Raw genomic sequence first — 22017 nt, forward strand, 5'->3', positions numbered from 1 at the left:
GACATGTCGCAGCCGACCAGTATCGGACGACGGGTGGTCATCACCGGATGCGGTGTCGTGTCGAGCATCGGCATCGGGGTCCGGGAGTTCACCTCGGCACTGCGCGCCGGGCGCAGCAACGTCCGGCCGATCTCGGTGTTCGACACCACCGGGTTCGCCCACGACAACGGCTGCGAGGTCGCCGACTTCGAGCCCGCCCGGTGGATCCGCACGCTCGACCCCGGCGATCTCGGCCGGGCGAGCCGGTTCTCCACCGCGGCCGCCCGCCTCGCCGTCGAGGATTCAGGGCTGCCGCTGGAAACCCTTCGCGCCGCGCGCACGCTGGTCTCAGTGGGCAGCACCGACGGCGAGGCGCACGAACTCGACGGTCTCGTGGCGCGGGAACTCTCCGCCGGGCTGGCCGGTCTCGACCCGAAGCTGGTGCGCCGCACCTCCGCGGGACGGCTGGCCACGTCGATCGCGCGCGAACTCGAACTGACCGACGTCGAGACCGGGACCATCGCGACGGCGTGCTCGGCGGGGAACTACGCCATCGGCAACTCGCTCGACGCGATCCGGTGCGGGGACGCCGAGTTCGCCCTCTGCGGCGGCGCCGATGCGCTGTGCCGCAAGACGTTCACCTCGTTCTACCGGTTGCGCAGCATCGCCCCGGACTGCTGCCGTCCCTTCGACCGCAACCGGATGGGCATCCTCACCGGCGAGGGCGCGGGCATTCTTCTGCTGGAGAGCCTCGACTCCGCGCTCGCCCGCGGCGCCCGGATCTACGCGGAAGTGCTGGGGTACGGCATGTCCTGCGACGCGCACCATCCGGTGGCGCCGCATCAGGCCGGGATCGCCCGCTGCATGGAGCTGGCGCTGGCCGACGCCGGGGTCAAACCCGCCGAAATCGACCTGATCTCGGCGCACGGCACCGGGACCAAAGCCAACGACATGACCGAGTCCGCGGCGATCCGCGACCTCTTCGGGCCGAAGCCGCCGCGCACCGTGTCGATGAAATCCATGCTGGGGCACTCGATGGGCGCGGCGAGCGCGCTGGCCGCGATCGGCTGTTCGATCGCGCTCACCGAGCAGTTCATCCCGCCCACCATCAACCACCGCGACACCGACCCGGACTGCCCGGTGGACTGCGTGCCCAACGAATCCGTCGACGCCGACCTCGACATCGTGCAGAACAACGGCTGGGCCTTCGGCGGCAACAACGCCGTGGTCCTGCTCGGCCGGTACGAGCGGCAACCCCGAGAGGAGGCCGTACGGTGACCGCACCGGCTCGGCGCCGTCCGGTCATCTCGGCCTGGACCGCCATCTCCCCCTTCGGCTACGGCCGGGAAGCGTTCGCCGAGGGCGTTCGCTCCCGGCGCGAGCCCACCGTCGAACCGGGCGGGCCGAACGACCCGGCGGCCGTCGTGCCCAGCTTCGACGTGCGCGAGAGGTTCGGCCGCAAGAAGACCCGGGCGATGAACCGGGTCAGCGGGCTGACCGTCGCGGCCGCGCAGCAGTTGCTCGCCGACATGGAACTGGCCCCGGACGGCGACCGCGAGCACATCGGTTTCGTGCTCGGCACCACGACCGGCAGTGCGCAGAGCATGATGGACCTGACCCGCGCGTCGATCACCGGCGAACAGCCCGACCACGTCGAACCCGCCGCGGTCCCCGGCACCGTGATGAACTGCGCGGCGGGGCAGGCCGCGATCTGGCACGGGCTCAAGGGGCCCAACGCGACGATCGCCGCGGGGCGCACCACTGGGTTGCAGGCGTTGAACTACGCGCGCCGGCTGCTGATGACCGAACGTGCGGCTCAGGTGTTGTGCGGTGCGGCCGAGGAGCATTCCGACGCGCGGTCCTGGCTTGAACACCACCGGCGCGGCGGAGCGGCGACGCTCGGCGAAGGCTGTGCGATGTTCCTGCTCGAACCGGCGGACTCGGCCGATCCGCGCACCGTGCTGGCGACACTGACCGGCATCGACTCGCGGATCTGCCTCGACGGTGACCTCGCCGGAACCTTGCACGCCACCGTGTCCTCGCTGCTGAAACGGTCTGGCGTCGACGCGGACCAAGTGTGGGCGGCGGTCGGCAGTGGCTTCCCGGCGGGATCGGACCGTCCCGAGGACGCCACGCTGCGGCAGCTGTTCGGAGACGAAGTGACGGATCGCGTGCCGCCGGTGGATCTCATCGGCGACACCTCGGCGGCGACCGCGTTGTTCGGTCTGGCGTCGGTGCTCAGCATCGCCGACGGCGCCGACCACGGCGACCAGGACCACATCGTCGTGACCGCTTGCGATGACGACGGTTCGGTGGCCTGTGCGCTGCTGCAGCTCGGCGGTGCGCGATGAGCAGAACCGCGCTCGTGACCGGCGGCTCCCGCGGGATCGGCCGGGCGGTCGTGCTCCGCCTGGCACAGGACGGGTTCGACGTCGCTTTCTGCTACCACAGCAACCAGACCGCAGCGGACGTTCTCGTCAAGGAAGTCCTCGACCTGGGCGTGCGCGTCGAGGCGACTCAGGTCGACGTCGCCGACGGCGAGGCGGTCACGGCATGGGTGGAGCGCACGGCCGACGAGTTCGGGCCGCCGGACGCGCTGGTCACCTCGGCCGGGATCACCCGGGACGGTTCGCTCGCGCTGATGGCCGAACCGGACTGGTCGAGTGTCCTGCGCACCAATCTCGACGGCGTCTTCCACGCGTGCCGCCCCGCGGTGTTCCGGATGATCAAACGCCGCGCCGGAAGCGTCGTGACGCTGTCCTCGGTGTCCGGTGTGCACGGCAATCCGACGCAGACCAACTACTCGGCGGCCAAGAGCGGCGTGCTCGGCTTCACCAAGGCGCTGGCCAAGGAAGTCGGCCGGTACGGGGTGCGGGTCAACTCCGTCGCGCCGGGCCTGATCGAGACCGACATGCTCGGCAAGCTCAGCGAAGCGACTCGCGAGAAGATGCTGCGGGCTGTCCCGCTGCGCCGGTTCGGCAAGCCGGAAGAGGTCGCGGACCTGGTGTCGTTCCTGGTTTCCGACCGCGCTTCCTACATCACCGGCAGCGTCTTCGAGGTCGACGGCGGCTTCGTCGTCTAGCTGCTCTCTCCCGCGGCAGCGCTGGCAGCGCGTGCCGCGTCCTATCCGTGCGCTGGCGAAAGGACGTCATGAGCGCCGACAACGGTTTCATCCCGCGGCTCAAGACCGCGGTTCTGGGCACGGCCGACCGCCCGCTGGTGTTCGTCGGCAACTTCGAGGTCGAAGAGCAGTGGGCGGTCGACGAGCAGGGGCTGCCCCGGGTGTCCGCCCCGGGCGGCATGGCGGTCGTCAACAGCATGGACGAGTTCACGTTGCTGCTGGGCGGGAAGCGGGACCACGTGGTGCTCAAGCACGCGCCCGACCCCGGTTACCGCGGCTATCTGGAAGGGCTCGGTCTCGACCTGCCGCAGATCCACGTGATCGCGGACCCGGATCCGGCGCGCACGGTCAGCCAGGACGCGCTGCACGATCCGTGGTTGATCGCCGCGCTGTCCGCGTTGCGCACCGATGAAGCGTGTCTGCTCGCGCACGGTGTCTCCGCGGTGGAAGAAGAACTGTCTACTGCGACTGGGTTGCCGTTGGCCGCTCCGGACGCGGCTCGGTGCAAGGCGGTGAACAGCAAGATCTACAGCCGCCGCATCGCGACGAAGCTCGGGTTGCGGCAGCCGAACGGCTGGGCGTGCGACACGCTCGACCTGCTCGACGAGGCCGTCACCGAGGCCGCCGCCGTGCTCGCCACCGGGCGAAAGGTCGTCGTCAAGGAGGCGTTCGGGGTTTCCGGCAAGGGGATCTCGGTGGTCTCCGACGAACGCCGTCTCGACCGGTTGCGCCGGATGATCTCCGCGACCGCCCGCCGGAAGGGCCGGGACCGGATCGCGTTCGTCGTCGAGGAGTGGGTCGACAAGCGCGCCGACCTCAACTACCAGTTCACCGTGAGCCGCGACGGTTCGGTGCATTTCGACTTCGTCAAGGAGCTGATCACCGAGAACGGCGTCCACAAGGGGCACCGGATCCCGCCGCGGCTGGACGAGGCGCAGCTGGAGACCATCCGGTCCGCGGCGCAGGCGCTCGGCGGGCAGCTCGCCGCCGACGGCTACTACGGCGTCGTCGGAGTGGACGCGATCGTCGAACCGGACGGTGGCATCTTCCCGGTGCTGGAAATCAACGCCCGCAACAACATGTCCACCTATCAGGTGCCGATCCAGGAACGCTTCGTCACCGCGGGCGAGACCGCGATGGCCCGGCACTACTCGCTGCGGCTCGGCACCAGCGTCGGCTTCGACCGGTTCCGCGAGGTGCTCGGCGACCTGCTTTTCGACGGCGCGGGCAGCGGCCTGCTGGTGAACAACTTCGCCACCGTCAACGCCGGCGCGCAGACCGCGGACGGGGCCCCGTTCGCCGGCCGCCTCTACGGCGTGCTCATCGGGGATTCGGTCGCCGAGGTCGACCGGATCGACGCGCGGGTCGAACGCGCGCTGGCCGTCCTGCAGCAGGACTAGCCCCATTTCCGCCCAGCCGAAGAATAAGGAAGTGCTGTGACCGAAACCGCTACCGTTCCGGAGTTCGCCGTCGTGTCCGGAGCACAGGTGCACCAGGTGCTCGACGGCGCCGAGAAGCAGCTGGCCGAACTGATCGAGGCGGCCTACCGGCTGCACGGGCAGCAGGCGACCGTCAACCCGCCCTCCTACTTCCTCCGGTTCCCGGACCGGCCGTCCGCGCGGATCATCGCGCTGCCCGCCTCGGTCGGCGGGGAGGTCGCGGTGGACGGGGTCAAGTGGATCTCCAGTTTCCCGGAGAACGTCCGCACGGGGCTGCCGCGCGCCTCGGCCGTGCTGATCCTCAACGACCAGGCGACCGGTTACCCGCTGGCCTGCATGGAAAGCTCGATCATCAGCGCCAGCCGGACCGCGGCGTCGGCGGCGCTGGCGGCCGACTGGCTCAGCAGGCGCGGCGAACGGCCGCGGCGGCTCGGGTTCGTCGGCACCGGGCTCATCGCGCGTTACGTGCACCGGTTCCTGCTCGGCACCGGCTGGGACTTCGACGAGACCGCGGTGTTCGACCTCTCCGCCGAGCACGCCGCCGGCTTCCGGGGCTACCTGGAGAGCACCGGCGCGAGCGGGATCGCGGTGCGCGAAAGCGCCGAGGAACTGATCCGCGGCAGCGACCTGATCGTGTTCGCCACCGTGGCCGGGGAGCCGCACGTGCACGATCCGGCCTGGTTCAGCCACAACCCGCTCGTGCTGAACGTCTCCCTGCGCGATCTGTCCACCGAGGTCATCCTGGCCTCGGCCAACGTGGTCGACGACGTCGAGCACTGCCTCAAGGCCAACACCTCGGTGCACCTGGCCGAACAGGCCACCGGCGGACGCGACTTCCTCGACGGCACCCTCTTCGACGTGCTGACCGGGGCACTCGCCCTGGACGCTGACCGGCCGCTGGTGTTCTCGCCGTTCGGCCTCGGCGTGCTGGACCTCGCGGTCGGCAAACACGTCCTGGACGAACTGCGCCGCCGGGGCGAACTGCACGAGGTCGGCGACTTCTTCTTCGAACTCGACCGCTACGGCCAGCGCTGATGCCGATCATCACCAGTCCGCACGAGTTCAACGTCGAGGACCTGTTCGTCGATCTGAACGGGTGTACAGGGCGATCGCTCTACCTCAAATGCGAGGGCTTCAACTTCGCCGGTTCGATCAAGATCAAGGCCGCGACCGAGATGATCGACGCGGCCGAACTGGACGGCACGCTGAGACCGGGCGCGACCCTGGTGGAGAGTTCGTCCGGCAACCTCGGGGTGGCGCTGAGCCTCGTCGCCACCAGCCGGGGTTACCGGTTCATCTGCGTCACCGATTCACGCTGCACCCTCGGTGCCCGGCAGCTGATGCAAACGCTCGGCGCCGAGGTGCACGTGATCACCGAGCCGCATCCGGAAGACGGGCTGCTCGGCGCGCGGATCGCGCACGTGCGGCGGCTGTGCGCCGAGGGCGACGACCGGGTGTGGCTCAATCAGTACGCGAACGCGGGAAACTGGCAGGCGCACTACCGCACCACCGGACCGCAGATCGCGAACTCGTTCCCAGGCGCCGACGTGGCGTTCATCGGAGCGGGCACGACCGGCACGCTGATGGGCTGCGCGCGGTATCTGCGCGAGCACTGCCCCGGAATGCGCGTGGTGGCCATCGACACCGTGGGTTCGGTGACCTTCGGAACCCCGGCCGCCCCGCGGATGATCCCCGGTCTCGGCACCGGCGTCCGGCCCGCGCTGCTCGACGAGTCCTATGTGGACGATGTGGTGCACGTGCCGGAACTCGACACCGTGCGCATGTGCCGCAGGCTCGTCCGGGCGGGGTTCCTGTTCGGCGGCTCGACCGGCACCGTGGTGGCCGGGGCGCTGAACTGGCTCGACCGGCACGAGCACGGCGAAAGCCTCACCGCGGTGGCGGTCTCCCCCGATCTCGGCGACCGCTACCTGGACACGGTTTACCACGACCAGTGGGTGGCCGACCTCTACGGAGACGCGGCGCTCGCCCCGCCCGCCGCGCTCGGGAGCTAGTACCACTCGAAATCGAGGTGCCACGCCCAGTGTGCGCACGATCACGAGGAGCCATCCTTAGACCGTCCGGCTTGCCGCCTGCGCGGCGGGAGGCCTGAAGCGGCCCAAGGAGTGCGGCATTGCGAACGCTACCTCTGCTCCGTCTCGCGCGCTGGTGTGCCGGACACCCCGGTCCGGTCCTGTGCGCGTGGCTGCTGTTCCTGGCCGTGGCGGCGAGCGAAGGGCTCGCCGCCACGACCGGCAGCTCCGCGGCACCCGCCGGTTCCGTCCTCACGGTCGGCTGCCTGCTCACCGCACTGCTGTTGTTGCTGGTGCTGGGTTCGCTGCGGCTGGCCGCGATCGCGTTCGGATATCTCGCGACCGTCGGGGTCGGCGCGCTCGGCGCGCTGATGGCGGTCGCCGAACGAGCGGGTTCGTTCGGCAGCTGGAACCTCGTTCTCCTGCCCGGCATCACGAGCGCGGCCAACCATCTGCTGTTCGCGGTCCGCAGGCGGCAGGAGATGCCGCCGGGCAAGCACGACGCGTCCGACACCGCGCAGATCGTCGCCTCGACCGCCGGGCGGACCGCGCTCGTCACCGGACTCGCGATGCTTTCCGCGATGACCGGGTTGTGTCTGACCGGGGAGCCGCACGTCATGCGATTGGCGGCTGCCGTGGTCCTGGTCGTTCTGGTGGAGGCCGCCGCGGCGCTGACGTTGCTCCCGGTGCTGCTGACCCGGATCGCGCTTCCGGTGAAGAGGTCGTTCCAGTGGCACTGGCTGCCCCGGTTCGTCGCCCGCCTGCCCGCGACCTGGCGTTACCGCAACGCGGCGGGGCTCATCGGCGCGCTGGCCTGCACTGCCGCTGCGCTCGGCTACGTCGTCTACCGCTACCTCGAATCGCCGGCGCTGCCGCCGTTGCCGCTGGCGATGCTGATCGGGCTGACCTCGTTGGCAGTGATCACAGCTTTCCGGCCGGTCGTGGTCGCACTGACGACCGCGGTGCTTTCCGTACTGTCCGCGCTTTTCGCGCTGACCATGCTCACCTGCATGGATCCGCCGACCCCGACCTGGCTGCCAGTGGCGCTGGTGGCGGTGCTCGCCGCGCCCACGACTGACATGCATGTCTGCCTGCTGCACCACTTCCGTGTCGAGGCGCTGACCGGGATGTCCCCGCAGCACGTGCTCGCGGAGGGACTGCGGCGCGGCGCCGTGGCGATCTCCAGCGCGAGCGTGGTGTCGATCGGGATCTTCAGCGCGCTCGGGATCGCCGGCCCCGGCGAGCTGAGCGAGTTCGGCTGGGCCGCCGCCGCGGCGCTGGCGATGGACGTGCTGGTGATCCGGTTGGTGCTGCTTCCCTTGCTGCTCTCGCTAGCCGGCCCGGTCCGCTGGTGGCGGCGGACCGGGCCGGGGGCTGCGCGAAAGTGAGCCGGGGCCTCACCCCGTGGTCGGGTGCCCGGTGAGGTCGAGGAAGGCTTCGTCGAGGGTCGGCCTGCGGAGCGCGAAGTCCGCCAGCGCGACGCCGCGTTCGTGCAACGCGCTCGCCGCCGCGGCGATTCCGCCGCTCTCGTCGAGCAGTTCGAGCGAGATGCTGCACCGGCGTTCGTCGACGACCGGGACACCGACCGCGACCGGCGTCAGCGCCGCCACTGCATCCGCGAGCCCTTCGGGGTGGGCGACAGCGACTTCCAGCCGTTCCCGGCCGACCTTGCGCTTGAGTTCGTCCGCGGTTCCTTCCGCGACGCTCCGGCCCTTGTCGATGACCACGATCCGGTCGGCGAGGTAGTCGGCTTCTTCGAGGTACTGCGTGGTGAGCAGGACCGTCACGCCTTCGCTGACCAACTCGCGGACCATCGTCCACAAGCCCATGCGGCTCGCCGGGTCGAGTCCCGTGGTCGGTTCGTCCAGGAAGAGCACCGAGGGACGCGCCACGAGACAGGTCGCGAGGTCCAGCCGGCGACGCATTCCGCCGGAGTACGTCCCGACCGCCCGATCTGCCGCCTCGACGAGGTTGAACCGCTCCAGCAGTTCGCCGGCGCGGGCGCGTGCTCCTCGACGGCCAAGGTGCAGAAGACGGCCCAGCAGCACCAGGTTCTGTCTGCCAGTCAACAGTTCGTCGACGGCGGCGTACTGGCCCGCGAGGGCGATGTGCCGCTGGACCTGTTTGCGTTCCCGCACGATGTCGTGTCCGGCGACCAGCGCGCTCCCGCCGTCCGGCGGGAGCAGGGTCGCGAGCATCCGGACGGTCGTGGTCTTGCCCGCGCCGTTGGGGCCGAGCAAGCCCAGCACGGTGCCGGGCGGAACGGCGAGGTCGACGCCGGCGAGCGCTTCGTGGTCGCCGTAGCGTTTGCGCAGCCCTTCGGCTTCGATCGCGAGTTCTCCGTGCGGTGTCATGTCAGCCTGCTTCCCGGATGTTCTCGGGCGACAGATCGGTCCAGTGGCCCGAAATGTGCGCGAGGGCTTCTTCACGGCTGCTCTCCCCGAGCGAAACCCGCCAGCCGGACGGGATTTCCGCGAAGGACGGCCAAAGGCTGTACTGCTTGGCGTCGTTGACCAGGACGAGGAAAGCGCCGTTCTGGTCGTCAAACGGGTTTGTCATTGCGTACTCCGGATCGGTTAGGCGAGGCGGTAACGGCGGAAGCTCAGCAGGGTCGCCGCGGCGAAGAGCACGACCAGCGTCACCGCGACGACGACGCCGGGATGCTGGGCGGGGAACGAACTGTCCGCGGGCACCGGTACGCCCCACAGCTGGCGGCACAGCGTGGTGACGGAGCTGACCGGGTTCCACTCGGCGATCGGCCGGACCCACGACGGCAGCTGGCTGACCGCCATGAACGCGTTGGACAGGAAGGAGAGCCCGAGCGTCAGCACCGCGCCGACGCCGTCGATGGATTCGGGATTGCCCATGGACAGCCCGAGCAGCACGCCGACCCAGATCATCACGTAGAGAAAGAGCGCGAGCACGGCCAATCCGGCGAGCAGCGCGGGGAATCCGGCGTGCACGCGGCCGCCGACCGCCAGTCCGATCCCGGCGACGATCGCCAGCGCGACCAAGCCGACCAGCGCGTCGCCGATGGTGTGGCCGAACAGCACGGCGGGACGGGAGATCGGCAGGGAACGGAACCGGTCGGTCAGCCCGCCTTTGAGGTCCATCGCCACCGCGATCGCGGTCGGTGCGATGCCGGCGAGGCCCACCTGCATGAGCGCGGCCGGGAAGAGGAACTCCGGATAGCTGCCGCCGCCTTCGACGCTCACCGCGCCTTTGAAGACGTAGCCGATGGCCAGCATCGTGATCAGCGAATTCAACGTGATCGCGAGAAGCCGGCCGGGGACTTTGCGCAGGTGGGTCAGCCGACGACCGGCCAGGGCGAGTGTTTCGACGGCCGCGGCCATTGCCCGTGGGGGCTCCGTCGGGGTGGTCATTGTGGTCACTGCGACTCCTCGTTGCTCGCCAGCGTTCCGGCCACCGCGGCACCGATCTCCGCCTGCGGCCTGGGGTCCATCAGGTATTCGTGACCGCACTCGATCCGGTGCGCCCGCACTCGACCGGACACGTGCGGCGCCCAGCGGCCTGCTCGTTCGGCCACCTCGGCGTCGGTCAGGCCCTCGGCGGCGACGAACAGTTCGACCGCGCCGGTGAACCGCGCCGGACGGTACCGGTGGGCTAGCGCGGCGTTGTTGTCCATCACGGCGAGGACGCGCGCCATGCGTTCCTCTCCGATGTCGGCCAGTCGGCTGTCCCCCTGCCGCAGCACGGCGATGACGTCGGCGGGGGTCAGCTCGGCACCGGCTTCGGTGTCGTGGAAGCCGACGTGCTCCAGGAAGTCGACGAGCAGTTCGTGCCGGGACAGTGCGGCTTCGGTCCCGTCCTGCGGGTAACTGTCCAAGATGGACAGCAAGCCGACCGTTTCGCCTTCGGATTCCAGGCGTACGGCCAGTTCGAAGGCCAGCAAGCCGCCGTAGGACCAGCCGAGCAGGTGGTACGGGCCGTGCGGTTGGATGCGGCGGAGGTGTTTCAGGTAGTCCTCGGCGACCTGCTCGACCGAGTCCGGGAACTGTTCGGCGCCGCTGATTCCCGGCGATTGCAAGCCGTAGATCGGACGGTCCGGCAAGTGGGCGGCCAGGCCGAGGTAGGGCAGGCTCAGGCCGAGTCCGGCGTGCAGGCAGAACAGCGGCGGGTTCGTCCCGGTCGGACGGATCGGCAGCACCGGTGCGAACGGGTCCGGCGGGCCGGCGAGATCCGGTTCGGCTCGTTCGGCGAGTGCGGCCAGGCGTTCGACGCTGCCGTGCGTCAGGACGTCGGCGACCGTCAGCCGTAGTCCGGCTCGTCGGGCCAGCGCGACCAGGCGGACGGACTGCAGGCTGTTGCCGCCCAGTTCGAAGAAACCGGTCTGGGCGTCGACGTCGGCGATGCCGAGGGTTTCGGCGAAAGCAGTACGCAGCAGCTCGACGGCTTCGCTGGTGTCCTGACTGGTTTGTGCGGCGGGAGCGGGCAGGGCGGAGCGGTCTAGCGTGCCGTCCGGGGCGACTGGGATGGTGTCCAGTTCCGCGAAGGCGGTCGGGATCAGGTAGTCGGGCAGGTCAGCGGCCAGTGCCTCACGCAGGGCTAGCGGGTCGACGCCGCGCTCCCATTGCGGGACGACATAGGCGATCAGCGCATCGTCCTCAGCGATTACGGCGGCCGCGGCGACCGAGGGCTGCCGGTGCAAGGCGGATTCGATCTGCCCGAGCGGGATCGCGAAGCCGCGTACCTGGGCCTCGCGGATCACTTCGACGGTTCCGTCCAAGCGGGTGCGGGCGGGGAGGCCGGTGGACGCGCCAGCCAAGTACAGCTCTCCTCGGCCACCGCGAGGCACTGGCTGCTGGCTCTGGTCGAGGACGTTGGCGCGGCTGTGCGCGAACGGGCGTCCGTTGACCAGCGAGAGCCAGCCGGATGCCGCGGTGCCGTCACAGTTGAGTGCTCCGTCGAGGAATCTCTCGCCGAAGTTCAGCACCCGGGTGCCCGGACGCAGCGCCAGCATTTTCGCGATGCTCGGAGTCAGGACCACGACGCTCGGGTCCACCGACGAGGCCAGTTCCGCGATCTCGGCGGCGGGCGCGACAGTCACCACCGCGCCGACATGCAACGCGGCCAGCACGACCGGCAGCGCGAACTCGGTGTCCGGTGCCAGTACGCGGTCGCTGGCCGTGAGCGGCAATTCGGTCAGCAGGGCGGCGATCGTCGCGGCCAGGGCATCTCGGCTGAAGACCGCTTCTCCGCGATAGGCCAGCTCCGCCCCGGACAGCGACACCTCCAGGTCGGTGTCGGCGAATCCGGACACGTCCGCGGGGACTGTGCGGCGAGACGGCCCGCTCGGCGTCCAAGCTGCGCCGACGGCGAGGACGGCGAAGATCGCTGCCCAGCGATCGCGACCCGGCGGCAGGTCGACGGTCACCGTCTCCCCCGGCCCCGCGCCTTGCGCCTGCAAAGCCCGGGCCAGCCGGTTGGCTTGCTCGCGCAGACCGATGTCCCCCGGCACCAGCAAACCGTCGGGAACCTCGGCAGCAGGCACGGCCGAGGTGGCTCGTTCGGCAGGAGTGCGCAGGTCGATCCGGCTCAGCGGCTGCCCGGGGTCTTCGGCGGCGGCCGTCAGGAGGAGCGTCAGCCGGTCGACGAGCAACTGTGCGGCTTCCGCGGTGAACGCTTCGGCGTTGTATTCGAGCGTGCCTTCCAGACCGCGCTCGCCCTTGTGCTGGCCCAGCTGGAAGGTCAGGTCGAACTTGAACTTCTTGTGCGTCGGGGCGAGCATCTCGGGTCGCGCGGTGAGGCTGCCGAGGCTGACTTCGGACGGCGGGACGTCGTAGAAGGACAGCAGCACTCCGAACAACGGCTGCCGCGACATCGACCGTGCCGGTTGCGTCGCCTCCAGCAGCAGTTCGAAGGGCAGGTCCTGGTGGGCGTACGTGGTGAGGTCGGCGTCGCGGACTCGCGCGACCAGTTCGGTGAAGCGCGGGTCGCCGCTGGTGTCGGTGCGCAGGACGAGCGTGTTGACGAAGAAGCCGACGAGGTCGTGCACGGCTTCGTCCGGGCGTCCGGCGACCAGACTGCCGAGCGGGATGTCGGTTCCCGCGCCCAGGCGGGTGAGCAGCGTGGCCAGCGCGGCCTGGACGACCATGAACAGACTCGCCCCTTGGTCGTGCGCGAGCCGTGCGAGGGCTTGATGCACGGTGGAGGGCAGCTCGAACTCGATGGTTCCGCCGCGGTATCCGCCGGAGGAACGGCGCGGCAGGTCGACCGGCAGCGCCAGCTCGCCGGGGACTCCGTCGAGTGCTTCCCGCCAGTGTTTCAGCAGGCGGGCGGATTCGCCGTCCTTGGTGTCGTCCAGCAGGGAGTGCTGCCAGACCGAGTAGTCCGCGTACTGGGCGGGCAGTTCGGTCCACTGTGGACTGTCCCCGGACAACCGCGCTTCGTAAGCGGTGGCGAGGTCGCGGGCGAGCACGTCGACGGACCAAGCGTCTCCGGCGATGTGGTGCAGCACCAGCAAGAGGACGTGGTCGCCGTTGCTGCCGGGGCCGAACAGTTTGCTGCGCAACGGGAGGTCGACGGCCAGATCGAAGCCGCGGGCGACTTCCTCTGCCAGTGCGGCGGCGAGGTCCTCGGGCATCGGTGCGGTGCGCAGGGACTCCCCCGCGTCGAGGACGCGCTGGAACGGGACGCCGTCGGTGTCCGGGAAGACAGTGCGCAGGATTTCGTGGCGTGCGGTCAGATCGTCGACGGCTGCGGCGAGCGCCGAACGGTCCAGCTCTCCGGAAAGCCGCACGGCGAGGGGGATGGTGTATCCGCCGTGTTCGCCTTCGAGCCGGTTCAGGAACCACATGCGTTGTTGAGCGTAGGACAACGGCAGCGGATCGGGACGGTCCAGCTTGCGGAACGCCGCGCGTGCCTGGCCTGCCGACGCGAGCCGTCCGGCCAGTGCGGCGACGGTGCGCGCCTCGAACAGGTCCCGCAGCGGCAGTTCGACGTTCAGTTCCGACCGGATCCGGCTGACCAGCGCGGTGGCGAGGAGGGAATGGCCGCCGCGCTCGAAGAAGTCGTCGTCGATACCGGCTTCGGGCAACCCCAGCACCTCGGCGTAGAGCCGGGTCAGCTGTTCCTCGACGGGGGTGCGTGGGCCGCGTTTCTCCGGACCGGTCAGGTTTTCCGGGGCAGGCAGGGCTTTGCGGTCGACCTTGCCGTGCGCGGTGAGCGGGAGCCGGTCGAGTACGACGATCGCGCTCGGCACCATGTACGCGGGCAGCAGTTCGGCCAGCTGGGCCTGCAGGTCCTCGGGGCGGGCGGTTCCCGCGACATAGCCGACCAGGTGCCGGTTGGCCGCGTCGGAGCCTTGCACGACCGCTACCGCGTCGGTGACGGATTCCTGCGAGAGCAGACCGGCTTCGATTTCGCCGAGTTCGATGCGATGGCCGCGGATCTTGACCTGGAAGTCGCGTCGTTCCACGAATTCCAGCGCGCCATCGGCCCGGCAGACCACCCGGTCACCGGTGCGGTACATCCGGGCGCCCGGCTCGCCGAAGGGATCTGCCACGAACACCGAGCCCGTCTTGACCGGATCGCCGACGTAACCGCGTCCGACCACCAGCCCGCCGACGTACAGTTCGCCTGCGGCACCTGGCGGGACCGGGCGCAGCTCGTCGCCCAGCACGTACAGCCGGGTGTTCCGCACCGGCAGGCCGATCGGCACCCGCAGGCCCTGCGCATCGTCCACACTGGACAGCACGGCGTGCGTGACGTCGTCCGAGCACTCGGTCGGGCCGTAGGCGTTCACCATCGGGATGGCCGGGAAATACTCGAACCAGCGCACACACAGATCGGGCGGCAACGCTTCGCCGGTCACCACCAGCCACCGCAGACCGGTCAGGTCCGGCGGGCTGCCCGCGTCCCAGAAGTCCAACGCGGCCCGCAGCAACGACGGCACGACTTCCAGCACCGACATGCCCAAACCGAACAACGCGTCCGGATCCGCCGCTGTCTCGCGGCTGACTGCTCGGACTTGAGCGCCGGCCAGCAGCGGGGCCAGCATCTGCCACACCGAGACGTCGAACGTCAGCGGGGCGTTCTGCACCAGGACGTCCGACGGCTTCAACGCCAGGTCTTCCACCTTGGCCAGCAGGTGGTTGACCATCCCGAGGCGCGACACCATCGCGCCCTTCGGGCGGCCGGTGGAGCCGGAGGTGAAGATCAGGTACGCGACATCGTCGTCAGCACCGACGACCGGGGCCAACTCGGTGTCGACAGTTTGGTCCAGCTCGATGACCGCTACTGGCAGGCTGGCCGCAAGCTCCCGGAACTCCGGGGCCGCGATCACGCACGCCGCACCGCTGTCCTCCACCAAGCCTTGCAGCCGGGCGAGCGGCACGGTCGGATCCAGCGGCACGTAAGCACCGCCTGCGCCCAGAACGCCGAGAACCGCGGAGACGAAGCCGATCCCGGGACCGGCGAGCACCCCCGCCACCCGTCCCGGAGGCAACCGGCGGGAAAGCGCCGAAGCCAAGCCGACCAGGTCCGCATAGCTGACCGAACCGGAGTCGTCGACCACTGCGACCGCGTCGGGGGCCTGCGCGCGCACCCGTTCGACCACGCCCGTGCCGACCGGGCCAGTAGCGCCGAGCAGGAAGGTCTGCGCCGGTTCGGCCACCACGTCGATCCGGCCGAGCAGGCGGTCCGGGTCGTCGAGGACCGTGTCGAGCAGCGCCCGGAATTGCTGCGCCAGCTCGCGAACGCGGTCCTCGCCGAAGGCCTCGCGGAGGTAGTCGAAGCGGAAGGCGAGCGAGGCGTGCGGTTCCACCACGAGGCTGAGCGGGTAGTGCCGGGAGTCGAGCGTGACTGCGTCGACTACGCGGACGTCCTCGCCGAGCTTCACCAGCGGGCCGCCGTCGCCGGCTGGGACGTTCTCGAACACCACTGCGGTGTCGAAGAGTTCGCCGCTGTCCGGGATGGCTCCGCTCAACTGCGCTTGACCGATGTGCTGGTAGGACACCATCGAGGCTTGCTGATGGCCCAGTCCGGCGAGCAGTTCGCGGACCGGGCGAGCCGGGTCGAGGCGGGCCCGGACCGGTACGGTGTTCACGAACATGCCGACCATCGTTTCGACGCCCGGCAGTTCCGCGGGACGTCCGGAGGCCACTGCGCCGAAGACCACGTCCTGCTGCCCGGCCAAGCGGCCGACCAGAATCGCCCAGCAGGCTTGCACGATCGTGCTAACGGTCACCTCGTGTTCCCGTGCCCAGGCGTAGAGGTGCGCAGTGTCGCTTTCGGACAGTGCTAACTCGACAGTCGCGGGCAGGGCCGCGGCGGCGGGCAGATCTGGTGCGACGCGGGTCGGTCCGGGCAGCCCGTCAAGCAGGTCCTGCCAGGCTTTCCGTCCAGTCTCCTCGTCTTGACGGGACAGCCAGGCGAGGTAGTCGCGCATCTGCGGCACCTCGGGCAGCGCGGTCCTCGCGCCGCCTGCGTAGAGCTGGGCCAGTTCGTCGATGAGGATGGGCACCGACCAGCCGTCGGTGGCGATGTGGTGTGCGCTCCACAGGAACCGATAGCGCTCGGCGGCGACCCGGATCAGCGTGAAGCGGACCAGCGGCGGGTACGCCAAGTCGAAACGGCGCAACCGGTCCTGTTCGACCAGTCGCCGCAGCTCCGCTTCGCGGTCCTCCTCCGGCAGGACGGTCAGGTCGATTTCGGTCCAGGGCAGCTCGACCGATTCCGCGACCAGCTGCACCGGTTCCCCGTTGCGGCGACGCCGGAAGTATCCGCGCAAGGCGGTGTGGCGGGTCAGCAGCGTGGCGCAGGCGTCCCGGACCGCGGCGGTGTCCAGCGGTCCTTCGAGGTCCGCGATCGCTTGCACGGCATAGAAATCGACTCCCTCGGCGTCCAGTTCGGCGTGGAAGAGCATGCCCTGCTGCAACGGCGCGAGCGGAAGCACTTCCTCGACCGGCCCCGCCCGCAGCTCGTCGAGTTCGCCCGGTTCGAGTTCGACCAGCGCGGCGGCGGGTTCCGCGGCGACATCGTCCCCGATCGGGACCGCGTTCTCCGCGATCGCCGCCGGGGTGCGGGCTTCCAGCAGATCGCGCGGGGTGATGACCAGCCCGGCCTTGCGCGCGCGGCTGACCACCTGGATCGAGCTGACGCTGTCGCCACCGAGCGCGAAGAAGTTGTCGTCGATGTAGACCTTCGGCACCGTCAGCACCTCGGCCAGCACGTCGCACAGGATCGCCTCGACGGCGTTGCGCGGCGACCGGCCGACCGCCTCGGCGGCGAAATCGGGCTCGGGCAGCGCATCCCGGTCGACCTTGCCGTGGACGGTCAGCGGCATCGCGTCGAGCACGACCATCGCGGGCGGCACCAAATAGTCCGGCAGCCGCTGCTGCAGTTCGCTGCGCACGGACGGGATGTCGACCGGCTCCGTGCCGACCAGGTACGCAGCGAGCCGTTTGGCCCCGGAATCGTCGCGCACCACCACGACCGCGTCCGCGATCTCGGGCAGCTCGCGCAGGGTGGCTTCGATCTCGCCGAGTTCGATGCGGTGACCGCGGATCTTGACCTGGAAGTCGCGGCGCTCGATGAACTCCAGCGCCCCGTCGGAGCGGCGCACGACGCGGTCGCCGGTCCGGTACATCCGGACGCCCGGCTCGCCGAACGGGTCCGCGACGAACACCGAACCCGTCTTGCCCGGGTCGCCCACGTAGCCGCGGCCGACCACCAGACCGCCGACATACAGCTCGCCGGCCGCGCCCGCCGGGACCGGCCGCAGCTCGTCGCTCAGGACGTACAGCCGGGTGTTCCGGACCGGGAGACCGATCGGCGTCCGCAGCCCACGCACATCGTCCACACTGGACAGAACCGCGTGGGTTACGTCGTCCGAACACTCCGTCGGACCGTAGGCGTTCACCAGAGGGATCTCCGGGAAGTACCCGAACCAGCGCACGCACAGGTCCGGCGGCAACGCTTCGCCGGTCACCACCAGCCACCGCAGCCCGGCCAGCTCCGGCGGGCCGCCCGCGTCCCAGAAGTCCAACGCGGCCCGCAGCAACGACGGCACGACTTCCAGCACCGACATGCCCAAGCCGAACAGCGTCTCCGGATCCGCCGCGACCCGCCGGTCCACCACGCGGACCTGACCGCCGGCCACCAGCGGCGCGAGCATCTGCCACACCGACACGTCGAACGTCAGCGGCGCGTTCTGCACCACCACATCCGACTCGCCCAGCCCGAGGTCTTCCACCTTCGCCAGCAGGTGGTTCATCATCCCGAGCCGCGAAACCATCGCGCCCTTCGGACGGCCGGTCGAACCCGAGGTGAAGATCACGTACGCCACGTCGTCGTCCGCGCCGGCCACCGGTGCCAGCTCGGGGTCAACCGTCCCGTCCAGCTCCACGACGGCCACCGGCAGCTCCGCCGCGACGTCCCGAAACTCCGGCGCCGCGACCACACAGGCCGCGCCGCTGTCCGCCACCAGATCGCGCAACCGCGCCAACGGCAGCGTCGGATCCAGCGGCACGTAGGCGCCACCAGCACCGAGCACGCCAAGAACCGCCGAGATGAAGCCGCTCCCCGGGCCAGCGAGCACGCCGACCACGCGTCCGGCAGGCAACCGCCGCGACAACGCCGAGGCCATCCCGACCAGGTCCGCATAGCTCACCGAACCGGCGGCATCGACCACCGCCACCGCGTCCGGAGCCTGCGCGCGCACCCGCTCCACCACGCCCGCGCCCACCGGACCACTGGCACCCAACCCGGCCGCGAGCAGTTCCTCGCGCTCCTGCGCATCGGCGACATCGATGTGTGCGAGCGGTGCCTCCGGATCGGCGTGCGCGAAGCGGTCCAGGAATCCGGCGAACCGGTGCAGATGAGTGTCCACTCCGGACTTGTCGTAGAGGTCCGGGTTTCCGTTGAGGTGCAGTTCGATCCCGCCACCGGGCTCGTCGAGTACGGTGATCGACAGGTCGTTGGTGATCCCGGTGGACAGGTTCCGCACCCGGGTCACGCAGTCGCCCAGCCGCAGCCCGGGGTCCGCGGGCAGCACGTTGACGAAGGGGCCGCCGAACGGCCGCCGCTCGTCGCTGCGCACGCCGATGTCGCGGCGGATCTGGTTGACGTGGTACCGCTGGTGCTTGAGCGTGCGAGCGAGTTCGCGCGAAGCCTGCTTCAGCAGCAGCTGCGGCGTCATCGCGGGCGTGACCTGCATTTTCAACGGCAGGTAGTTCGCCATCATCCCCGGAATCGTCCGCGTCCGGACCCCCGCGCGGGCGGCGACCGGGACGGTCAGCATCAGGTCCTGGATCCCGGAAAGGCGCTCGGTGTAGGCGGCCATCGCGGCGAGCAGGAAGGTCGGCAGGGTCACCCCGGCCTGTGCCACCGCCTCGCGCGCGGCGGCGGCCGCGCCGGCAGGCAGGGCGAGCGTGCCGCGAAGGAATCCGCGCGCCGGCGCGGGTTCCTTGCCGGACAGGCTGATCAGGTCCGGGACCGTGCTGAAGTGGCTGCTCCAGAACTCGCGGTCACGCCCGAGGTGCGTCGAGCTTTGGTAGGCGAGTTCGGATTCCAGCAGGTCCCGGAACGGCGGCAGCGGACGGCCCTCGGGCGCCTTGCCGGTCCGCACGGCCGTGTACAGCTCGCCCATCCGGCGGTGGCAGATCGCGGCGCTGAACCCGTCGCCCACCAGGTGGTGAGTGGTGAGATACCAGAATCGCCGGCGCGGTCCGAGCGTGAGCAGCGCGGCACGGAACAGCGGGAAATCGCTGACCGAGAACGGCCGGGCCAGGTCCTCGTGCATCCAGGCGAGCGCGGCCGCCTCGGGATCCGGCTCGCCGGAAAGATCGAGGAAGCTGACCGGCAGCTCGGTCAGCGGCTCGACCACCTGGCGCGGTTCGCCCTCGACCTCGAAAAAGCGCGCGCGGAAGCATTCGGCCTCGTCGGTGAGCAGGCGGAACGCCTCGACGAACACGGCCACGTCCAGGTCGCCGGAGATGTCCAGGTAGTCGGCCATCGCGTAGGCCAGGCCGCCTCCGGACAGCTGCTCGTCGAACCAGACGTCGGTCTGAGCCGTGGACAGGGGCAGACTGGTCTCGACAGCAGTCATCGCGGCACCTCGGAAAGTCGGTCGGTGGTCTGCCCGGGCACGCGGCCGAGCGCGTCGGCGGCCCAGTGGTCCCGGTAGACGGTGTCCAGGTAGTGGTCGCCCAGATCCGGCGAGATGGCCACGGCGGTCAGGTCGCGATCCTCGCGGGCGAGCCAGGAAAGCGCTCCGGCGACGACGGTGCCGGTCGAGCCGCCGAACAGGAACCCGTGCCCCACCAGTGTCCGGCACATCTGCACGGTTTCGGTTTCCTCGACGTGCACCACATCGTCCACTAAGGCCTCGTCGAGCAGCGCCGGGCGGATCGCGGAGCCGAGCCCGGGAATCTGCCTCGGCCCGGGCGGACCGCCGAAGCTCACCGAGCCGACGCTGTCCACCGCGACCACGCGGATCGACCGGCGCGCCTCGCGCAGGTACCGGGCGCAGCCCATCAGCGTCCCGGCGGTGCCGGTGCCGACGAACAGCACGTCGAGGCCGGGGAACATGCGCAGGATCTCCGGGCCGGTGGTCCGGTAGTGCGCGGTCCAGTTGCCCGGGTTGGTGTGCTGGTCGAGCCAGACGTAATCCTCGTGCTCCGCGCAGAGACTCTCCACCAGCCGCTGCCGCGCGCCGACCAGTCCGTCGACCGGATGCGGTTCGGTCAGCACGTGGACCTCGGCACCGTAGTTCTGCATCAGCTGCCGCGCGGACAGCGTGCAGTGGTCGTCGGTGACGCAGATGAACCGGTACCCCCGGCTGGCCGCGACCATCGCGAGCGCGACGCCGATGTTCCCGGACGAGCTCTCGACGATCGTCTGCCCGGGGCGCAGCACGGCGTCCCGTTCGGCGCGTTCGACGATCTCCAGCGCGGCCTTGAGCTTGATCGACCCGGCGAAGTTGAACCCCTCGCACTTGACGAACAAGTCCCGGCCGACGAACCGGCGCAGGTCGACATAGAGATCCGGGACGGTGAACTCCTGGGGGGCGGATATCACCCGCACGGCAAACCTCCGGTGCCCGAGGGGGCGCTCAGCGCCGGGAACGACTCGCCATGGCCGACTTTGCCTGCGAGCAGCCCGGTGAAGACAATGAGTTTCTGGATGTTCGCGGCGCCTTCCATGAATTCGACGCCGCGTGCGTCGCGAACAAGCTTGTCCAGCAAGGGATGCCTCCAGCGCGCGCTCGGCCCGAAGAACCGGCAGGCCGCCCTGGTCACGTCCTCGGCGAGCCGGCTCGCTTCGGCTTTGGCGGACGACGCGAGGTGCCCGCCGCGGCTGCCGCCCGCGTCCACCTCCATCGCCGCGAGGTGCACCAGGTTCCGGACGCTCTCGATCCGGTAGCCCAGCTGATCCCATTCGGCGGCCACGCCGCCGGTGCGCAGGCCGCCTTCGGCCCGGACATACTCGTGCGCCGCTCGCGCGATGCCGACCGCGATCGCCGCGACGCCGGGGCGGAGACGGTTGAACGTCAGCGTGGCGGCCCACATTCCGCGCCGGGCCGGGGAAAGCTGACGGCCCAGCACCCGGTTCGCGGGGATTCGCACGTTGTCGAACTCGAGGGCGCAGAACCGTGCGCCGCGCAATCCGAGCATGTCCAGCGGTTCGGCGTGGAAACCGGGGGAAGCGGTGTCCACAAGGACCGCCCGGACGCCGAGCGGGCCGGGTGCGGCGCGGGCGAAGACGACGCCCATGCCCGCGCGGGAAGCGTTGCCGACATACCGTTTCCGGCCGTTGAGAACGAAGTCTCCGTCCGGTCCCGGAGTCAGGCTCGTGGTGAGCGCGTTCGCGTCGGAACCGGCGTCGGGTTCGGTGAGCGCGAAGAAAGTCCACGTCGGACGGTCGACGAGCCTGCCGTAGAACCAGGCTTTCTGCTCGTCGTCGCCGAGCACGTCGAGCAGCACGCCGGACATGGACGCGCCCGGTGCGGCGAGCGTCGCGCCCGCGTCGCCCCGGGCGAACTCCTCCAGCAGCACCGTCCGTTCCAGCGCGGTCATCCCGTGGAACCGGTGCCCGGCGACGGTGATGCCCTCCGCCCCGTACTCCCCCGGGACCAGCAGCTGCGCCATGCAGCGCACCGCGGGCAGATCGGCGAACTGGGCGATGGCCTCGGGATCGCGGTCGAGCACCGCACCGGCGGCACGGAGGCCGCTCGCCCATTCGGCGGCGAGCTCCCGCAGCGCCAGCAACGATTCGGTCAGCACAGTGCCCGTCACGTCATCCCCTCGGCCATTTCGTGGACGCTCGCGAGCAGCTCCGAGACGTCGGCGACCTCACCCGGTCCGCCGGCGAGAAAACCCTTCGCCCCCAGCAGCCCGAGCAGTTTCCGGTCCACATCGGACAGCAGCTGGTGCAGATACCGCGCCCGCGCGGGAGCCGTACTCCCGTCCGCCAGCAGATCGGCTTC

The 22017-nt window shown here is 70.1% G+C and carries 13 protein-coding genes and 1 pseudogene; 7 read left to right on the forward strand and 7 right to left on the reverse strand.

The genetic code is table 11. The features are described from left to right. The first annotated feature begins 3 nt into the window (after nucleotides 1-3). From A4R44_RS36680 to A4R44_RS36710, 7 genes are all read left to right on the forward strand, one after another. On the forward strand, nucleotides 4-1257 hold the full coding sequence (locus tag A4R44_RS36680) for a beta-ketoacyl synthase (protein ID WP_067591342.1): 1254 nt from the start codon (nucleotides 4-6) through the stop codon (nucleotides 1255-1257). Next, a complete protein-coding gene (locus A4R44_RS36685; protein ID WP_067591345.1) occupies nucleotides 1254-2330 on the forward strand; it encodes a beta-ketoacyl synthase N-terminal-like domain-containing protein in 1077 nt (358 codons plus the stop codon). Before A4R44_RS36680 ends, A4R44_RS36685 begins: the two co-directional genes overlap by 4 nt. Continuing rightward, on the forward strand, nucleotides 2327-3061 hold the full coding sequence (gene fabG / locus A4R44_RS36690; RefSeq protein ID WP_067591348.1) for a 3-oxoacyl-[acyl-carrier-protein] reductase: 735 nt from the start codon (nucleotides 2327-2329) through the stop codon (nucleotides 3059-3061). Before A4R44_RS36685 ends, fabG begins: the two co-directional genes overlap by 4 nt. 68 nt (nucleotides 3062-3129) lie before the next feature. Beyond that, nucleotides 3130-4500: an ATP-grasp domain-containing protein gene (locus tag A4R44_RS36695; protein ID WP_067591351.1), complete on the forward strand. Its 1371-nt coding sequence runs from the start codon at nucleotides 3130-3132 to the stop codon at nucleotides 4498-4500. A gap of 36 nt (nucleotides 4501-4536) precedes the next feature. Beyond that, nucleotides 4537-5574 carry a 2,3-diaminopropionate biosynthesis protein SbnB gene (sbnB, locus tag A4R44_RS36700; protein ID WP_067591353.1) on the forward strand — a complete coding sequence of 346 codons (1038 nt, stop codon included), beginning with the start codon at nucleotides 4537-4539 and terminating at the stop codon, nucleotides 5572-5574. Next, complete coding sequence (sbnA, locus tag A4R44_RS36705; protein WP_067591356.1) at nucleotides 5574-6551, forward strand: 2,3-diaminopropionate biosynthesis protein SbnA; 978 nt, start codon at nucleotides 5574-5576, stop codon at nucleotides 6549-6551. The genes sbnB and sbnA (A4R44_RS36705) overlap by 1 nt, the downstream gene beginning before the upstream one ends. A gap of 119 nt (nucleotides 6552-6670) precedes the next feature. Next, complete coding sequence (locus tag A4R44_RS36710; protein ID WP_067591359.1) at nucleotides 6671-7957, forward strand: MMPL family transporter; 1287 nt, start codon at nucleotides 6671-6673, stop codon at nucleotides 7955-7957. A gap of 9 nt (nucleotides 7958-7966) precedes the next feature. Here A4R44_RS36710 and A4R44_RS36715 read toward each other — a convergent pair whose 3' ends face one another. The 7 genes and pseudogenes from A4R44_RS36715 to A4R44_RS51210 all read right to left on the reverse strand — a co-directional run. After that, nucleotides 7967-8923 carry an ATP-binding cassette domain-containing protein gene (locus A4R44_RS36715; RefSeq protein WP_067591362.1) on the reverse strand — a complete coding sequence of 319 codons (957 nt, stop codon included), beginning with the start codon at nucleotides 8921-8923 and terminating at the stop codon, nucleotides 7967-7969. 1 nt (nucleotide 8924) lies between these two features. Continuing rightward, complete coding sequence (locus A4R44_RS36720) at nucleotides 8925-9128, reverse strand: MbtH family protein (RefSeq protein ID WP_067591365.1); 204 nt, start codon at nucleotides 9126-9128, stop codon at nucleotides 8925-8927. Nucleotides 9129-9145: 17 nt separating this feature from the next. Then, nucleotides 9146-9952, reverse strand: coding sequence for an ABC transporter permease (locus A4R44_RS36725; protein WP_067591368.1), 807 nt, complete (start codon nucleotides 9950-9952; stop codon nucleotides 9146-9148). Between the two features lie 5 nt (nucleotides 9953-9957). Further along, nucleotides 9958-19638 (reverse strand): non-ribosomal peptide synthetase, encoded by a 9681-nt coding sequence (locus A4R44_RS36730; RefSeq protein ID WP_067591371.1) that lies wholly within the window; start codon nucleotides 19636-19638, stop codon nucleotides 9958-9960. Further along, nucleotides 19635-20615: a 2,3-diaminopropionate biosynthesis protein SbnA gene (gene sbnA / locus A4R44_RS36735; RefSeq protein WP_067591374.1), complete on the reverse strand. Its 981-nt coding sequence runs from the start codon at nucleotides 20613-20615 to the stop codon at nucleotides 19635-19637. Before sbnA (A4R44_RS36735) ends, A4R44_RS36730 begins: the two co-directional genes overlap by 4 nt. Next, entirely contained in the window at nucleotides 20606-21826 is a 1221-nt protein-coding gene (locus A4R44_RS36740) for an acyl-CoA dehydrogenase family protein (protein ID WP_067591377.1), read from the reverse strand. The genes sbnA (A4R44_RS36735) and A4R44_RS36740 overlap by 10 nt, the downstream gene beginning before the upstream one ends. After that, nucleotides 21823-22017: pseudogene (locus A4R44_RS51210) on the reverse strand (hypothetical protein); the annotation flags it as partial. The pseudogene A4R44_RS51210 and the gene A4R44_RS36740, both read right to left, overlap by 4 nt.

This window comes from Amycolatopsis sp. M39, assembly GCF_001651785.1.
Taxonomy (GTDB): domain Bacteria; phylum Actinomycetota; class Actinomycetes; order Mycobacteriales; family Pseudonocardiaceae; genus Amycolatopsis; species Amycolatopsis rubida.

What these genes read in the sequence shown, in the direction of transcription:
- fabG (WP_067591348.1), top strand. Translation starts at nt 2,327, where the DNA reads ATGAGCAGAACCGCGCTCGTGACCGGCGGCTCCCGCGGGATCGGCCGG.
- A4R44_RS36715 (WP_067591362.1), bottom strand. Translation starts at nt 8,923, where the DNA reads ATGACACCGCACGGAGAACTCGCGATCGAAGCCGAAGGGCTGCGCAAA.
- A4R44_RS36725 (WP_067591368.1), bottom strand. Translation starts at nt 9,952, where the DNA reads ATGACCACCCCGACGGAGCCCCCACGGGCAATGGCCGCGGCCGTCGAA.
- A4R44_RS36730 (WP_067591371.1), bottom strand. Translation starts at nt 19,638, where the DNA reads ATGACTGCTGTCGAGACCAGTCTGCCCCTGTCCACGGCTCAGACCGAC.
- sbnA (WP_067591356.1), top strand. Translation starts at nt 5,574, where the DNA reads ATGCCGATCATCACCAGTCCGCACGAGTTCAACGTCGAGGACCTGTTC.
- A4R44_RS36680 (WP_067591342.1), top strand. Translation starts at nt 4, where the DNA reads ATGTCGCAGCCGACCAGTATCGGACGACGGGTGGTCATCACCGGATGC.
- A4R44_RS36720 (WP_067591365.1), bottom strand. Translation starts at nt 9,128, where the DNA reads ATGACAAACCCGTTTGACGACCAGAACGGCGCTTTCCTCGTCCTGGTC.
- A4R44_RS36695 (WP_067591351.1), top strand. Translation starts at nt 3,130, where the DNA reads ATGAGCGCCGACAACGGTTTCATCCCGCGGCTCAAGACCGCGGTTCTG.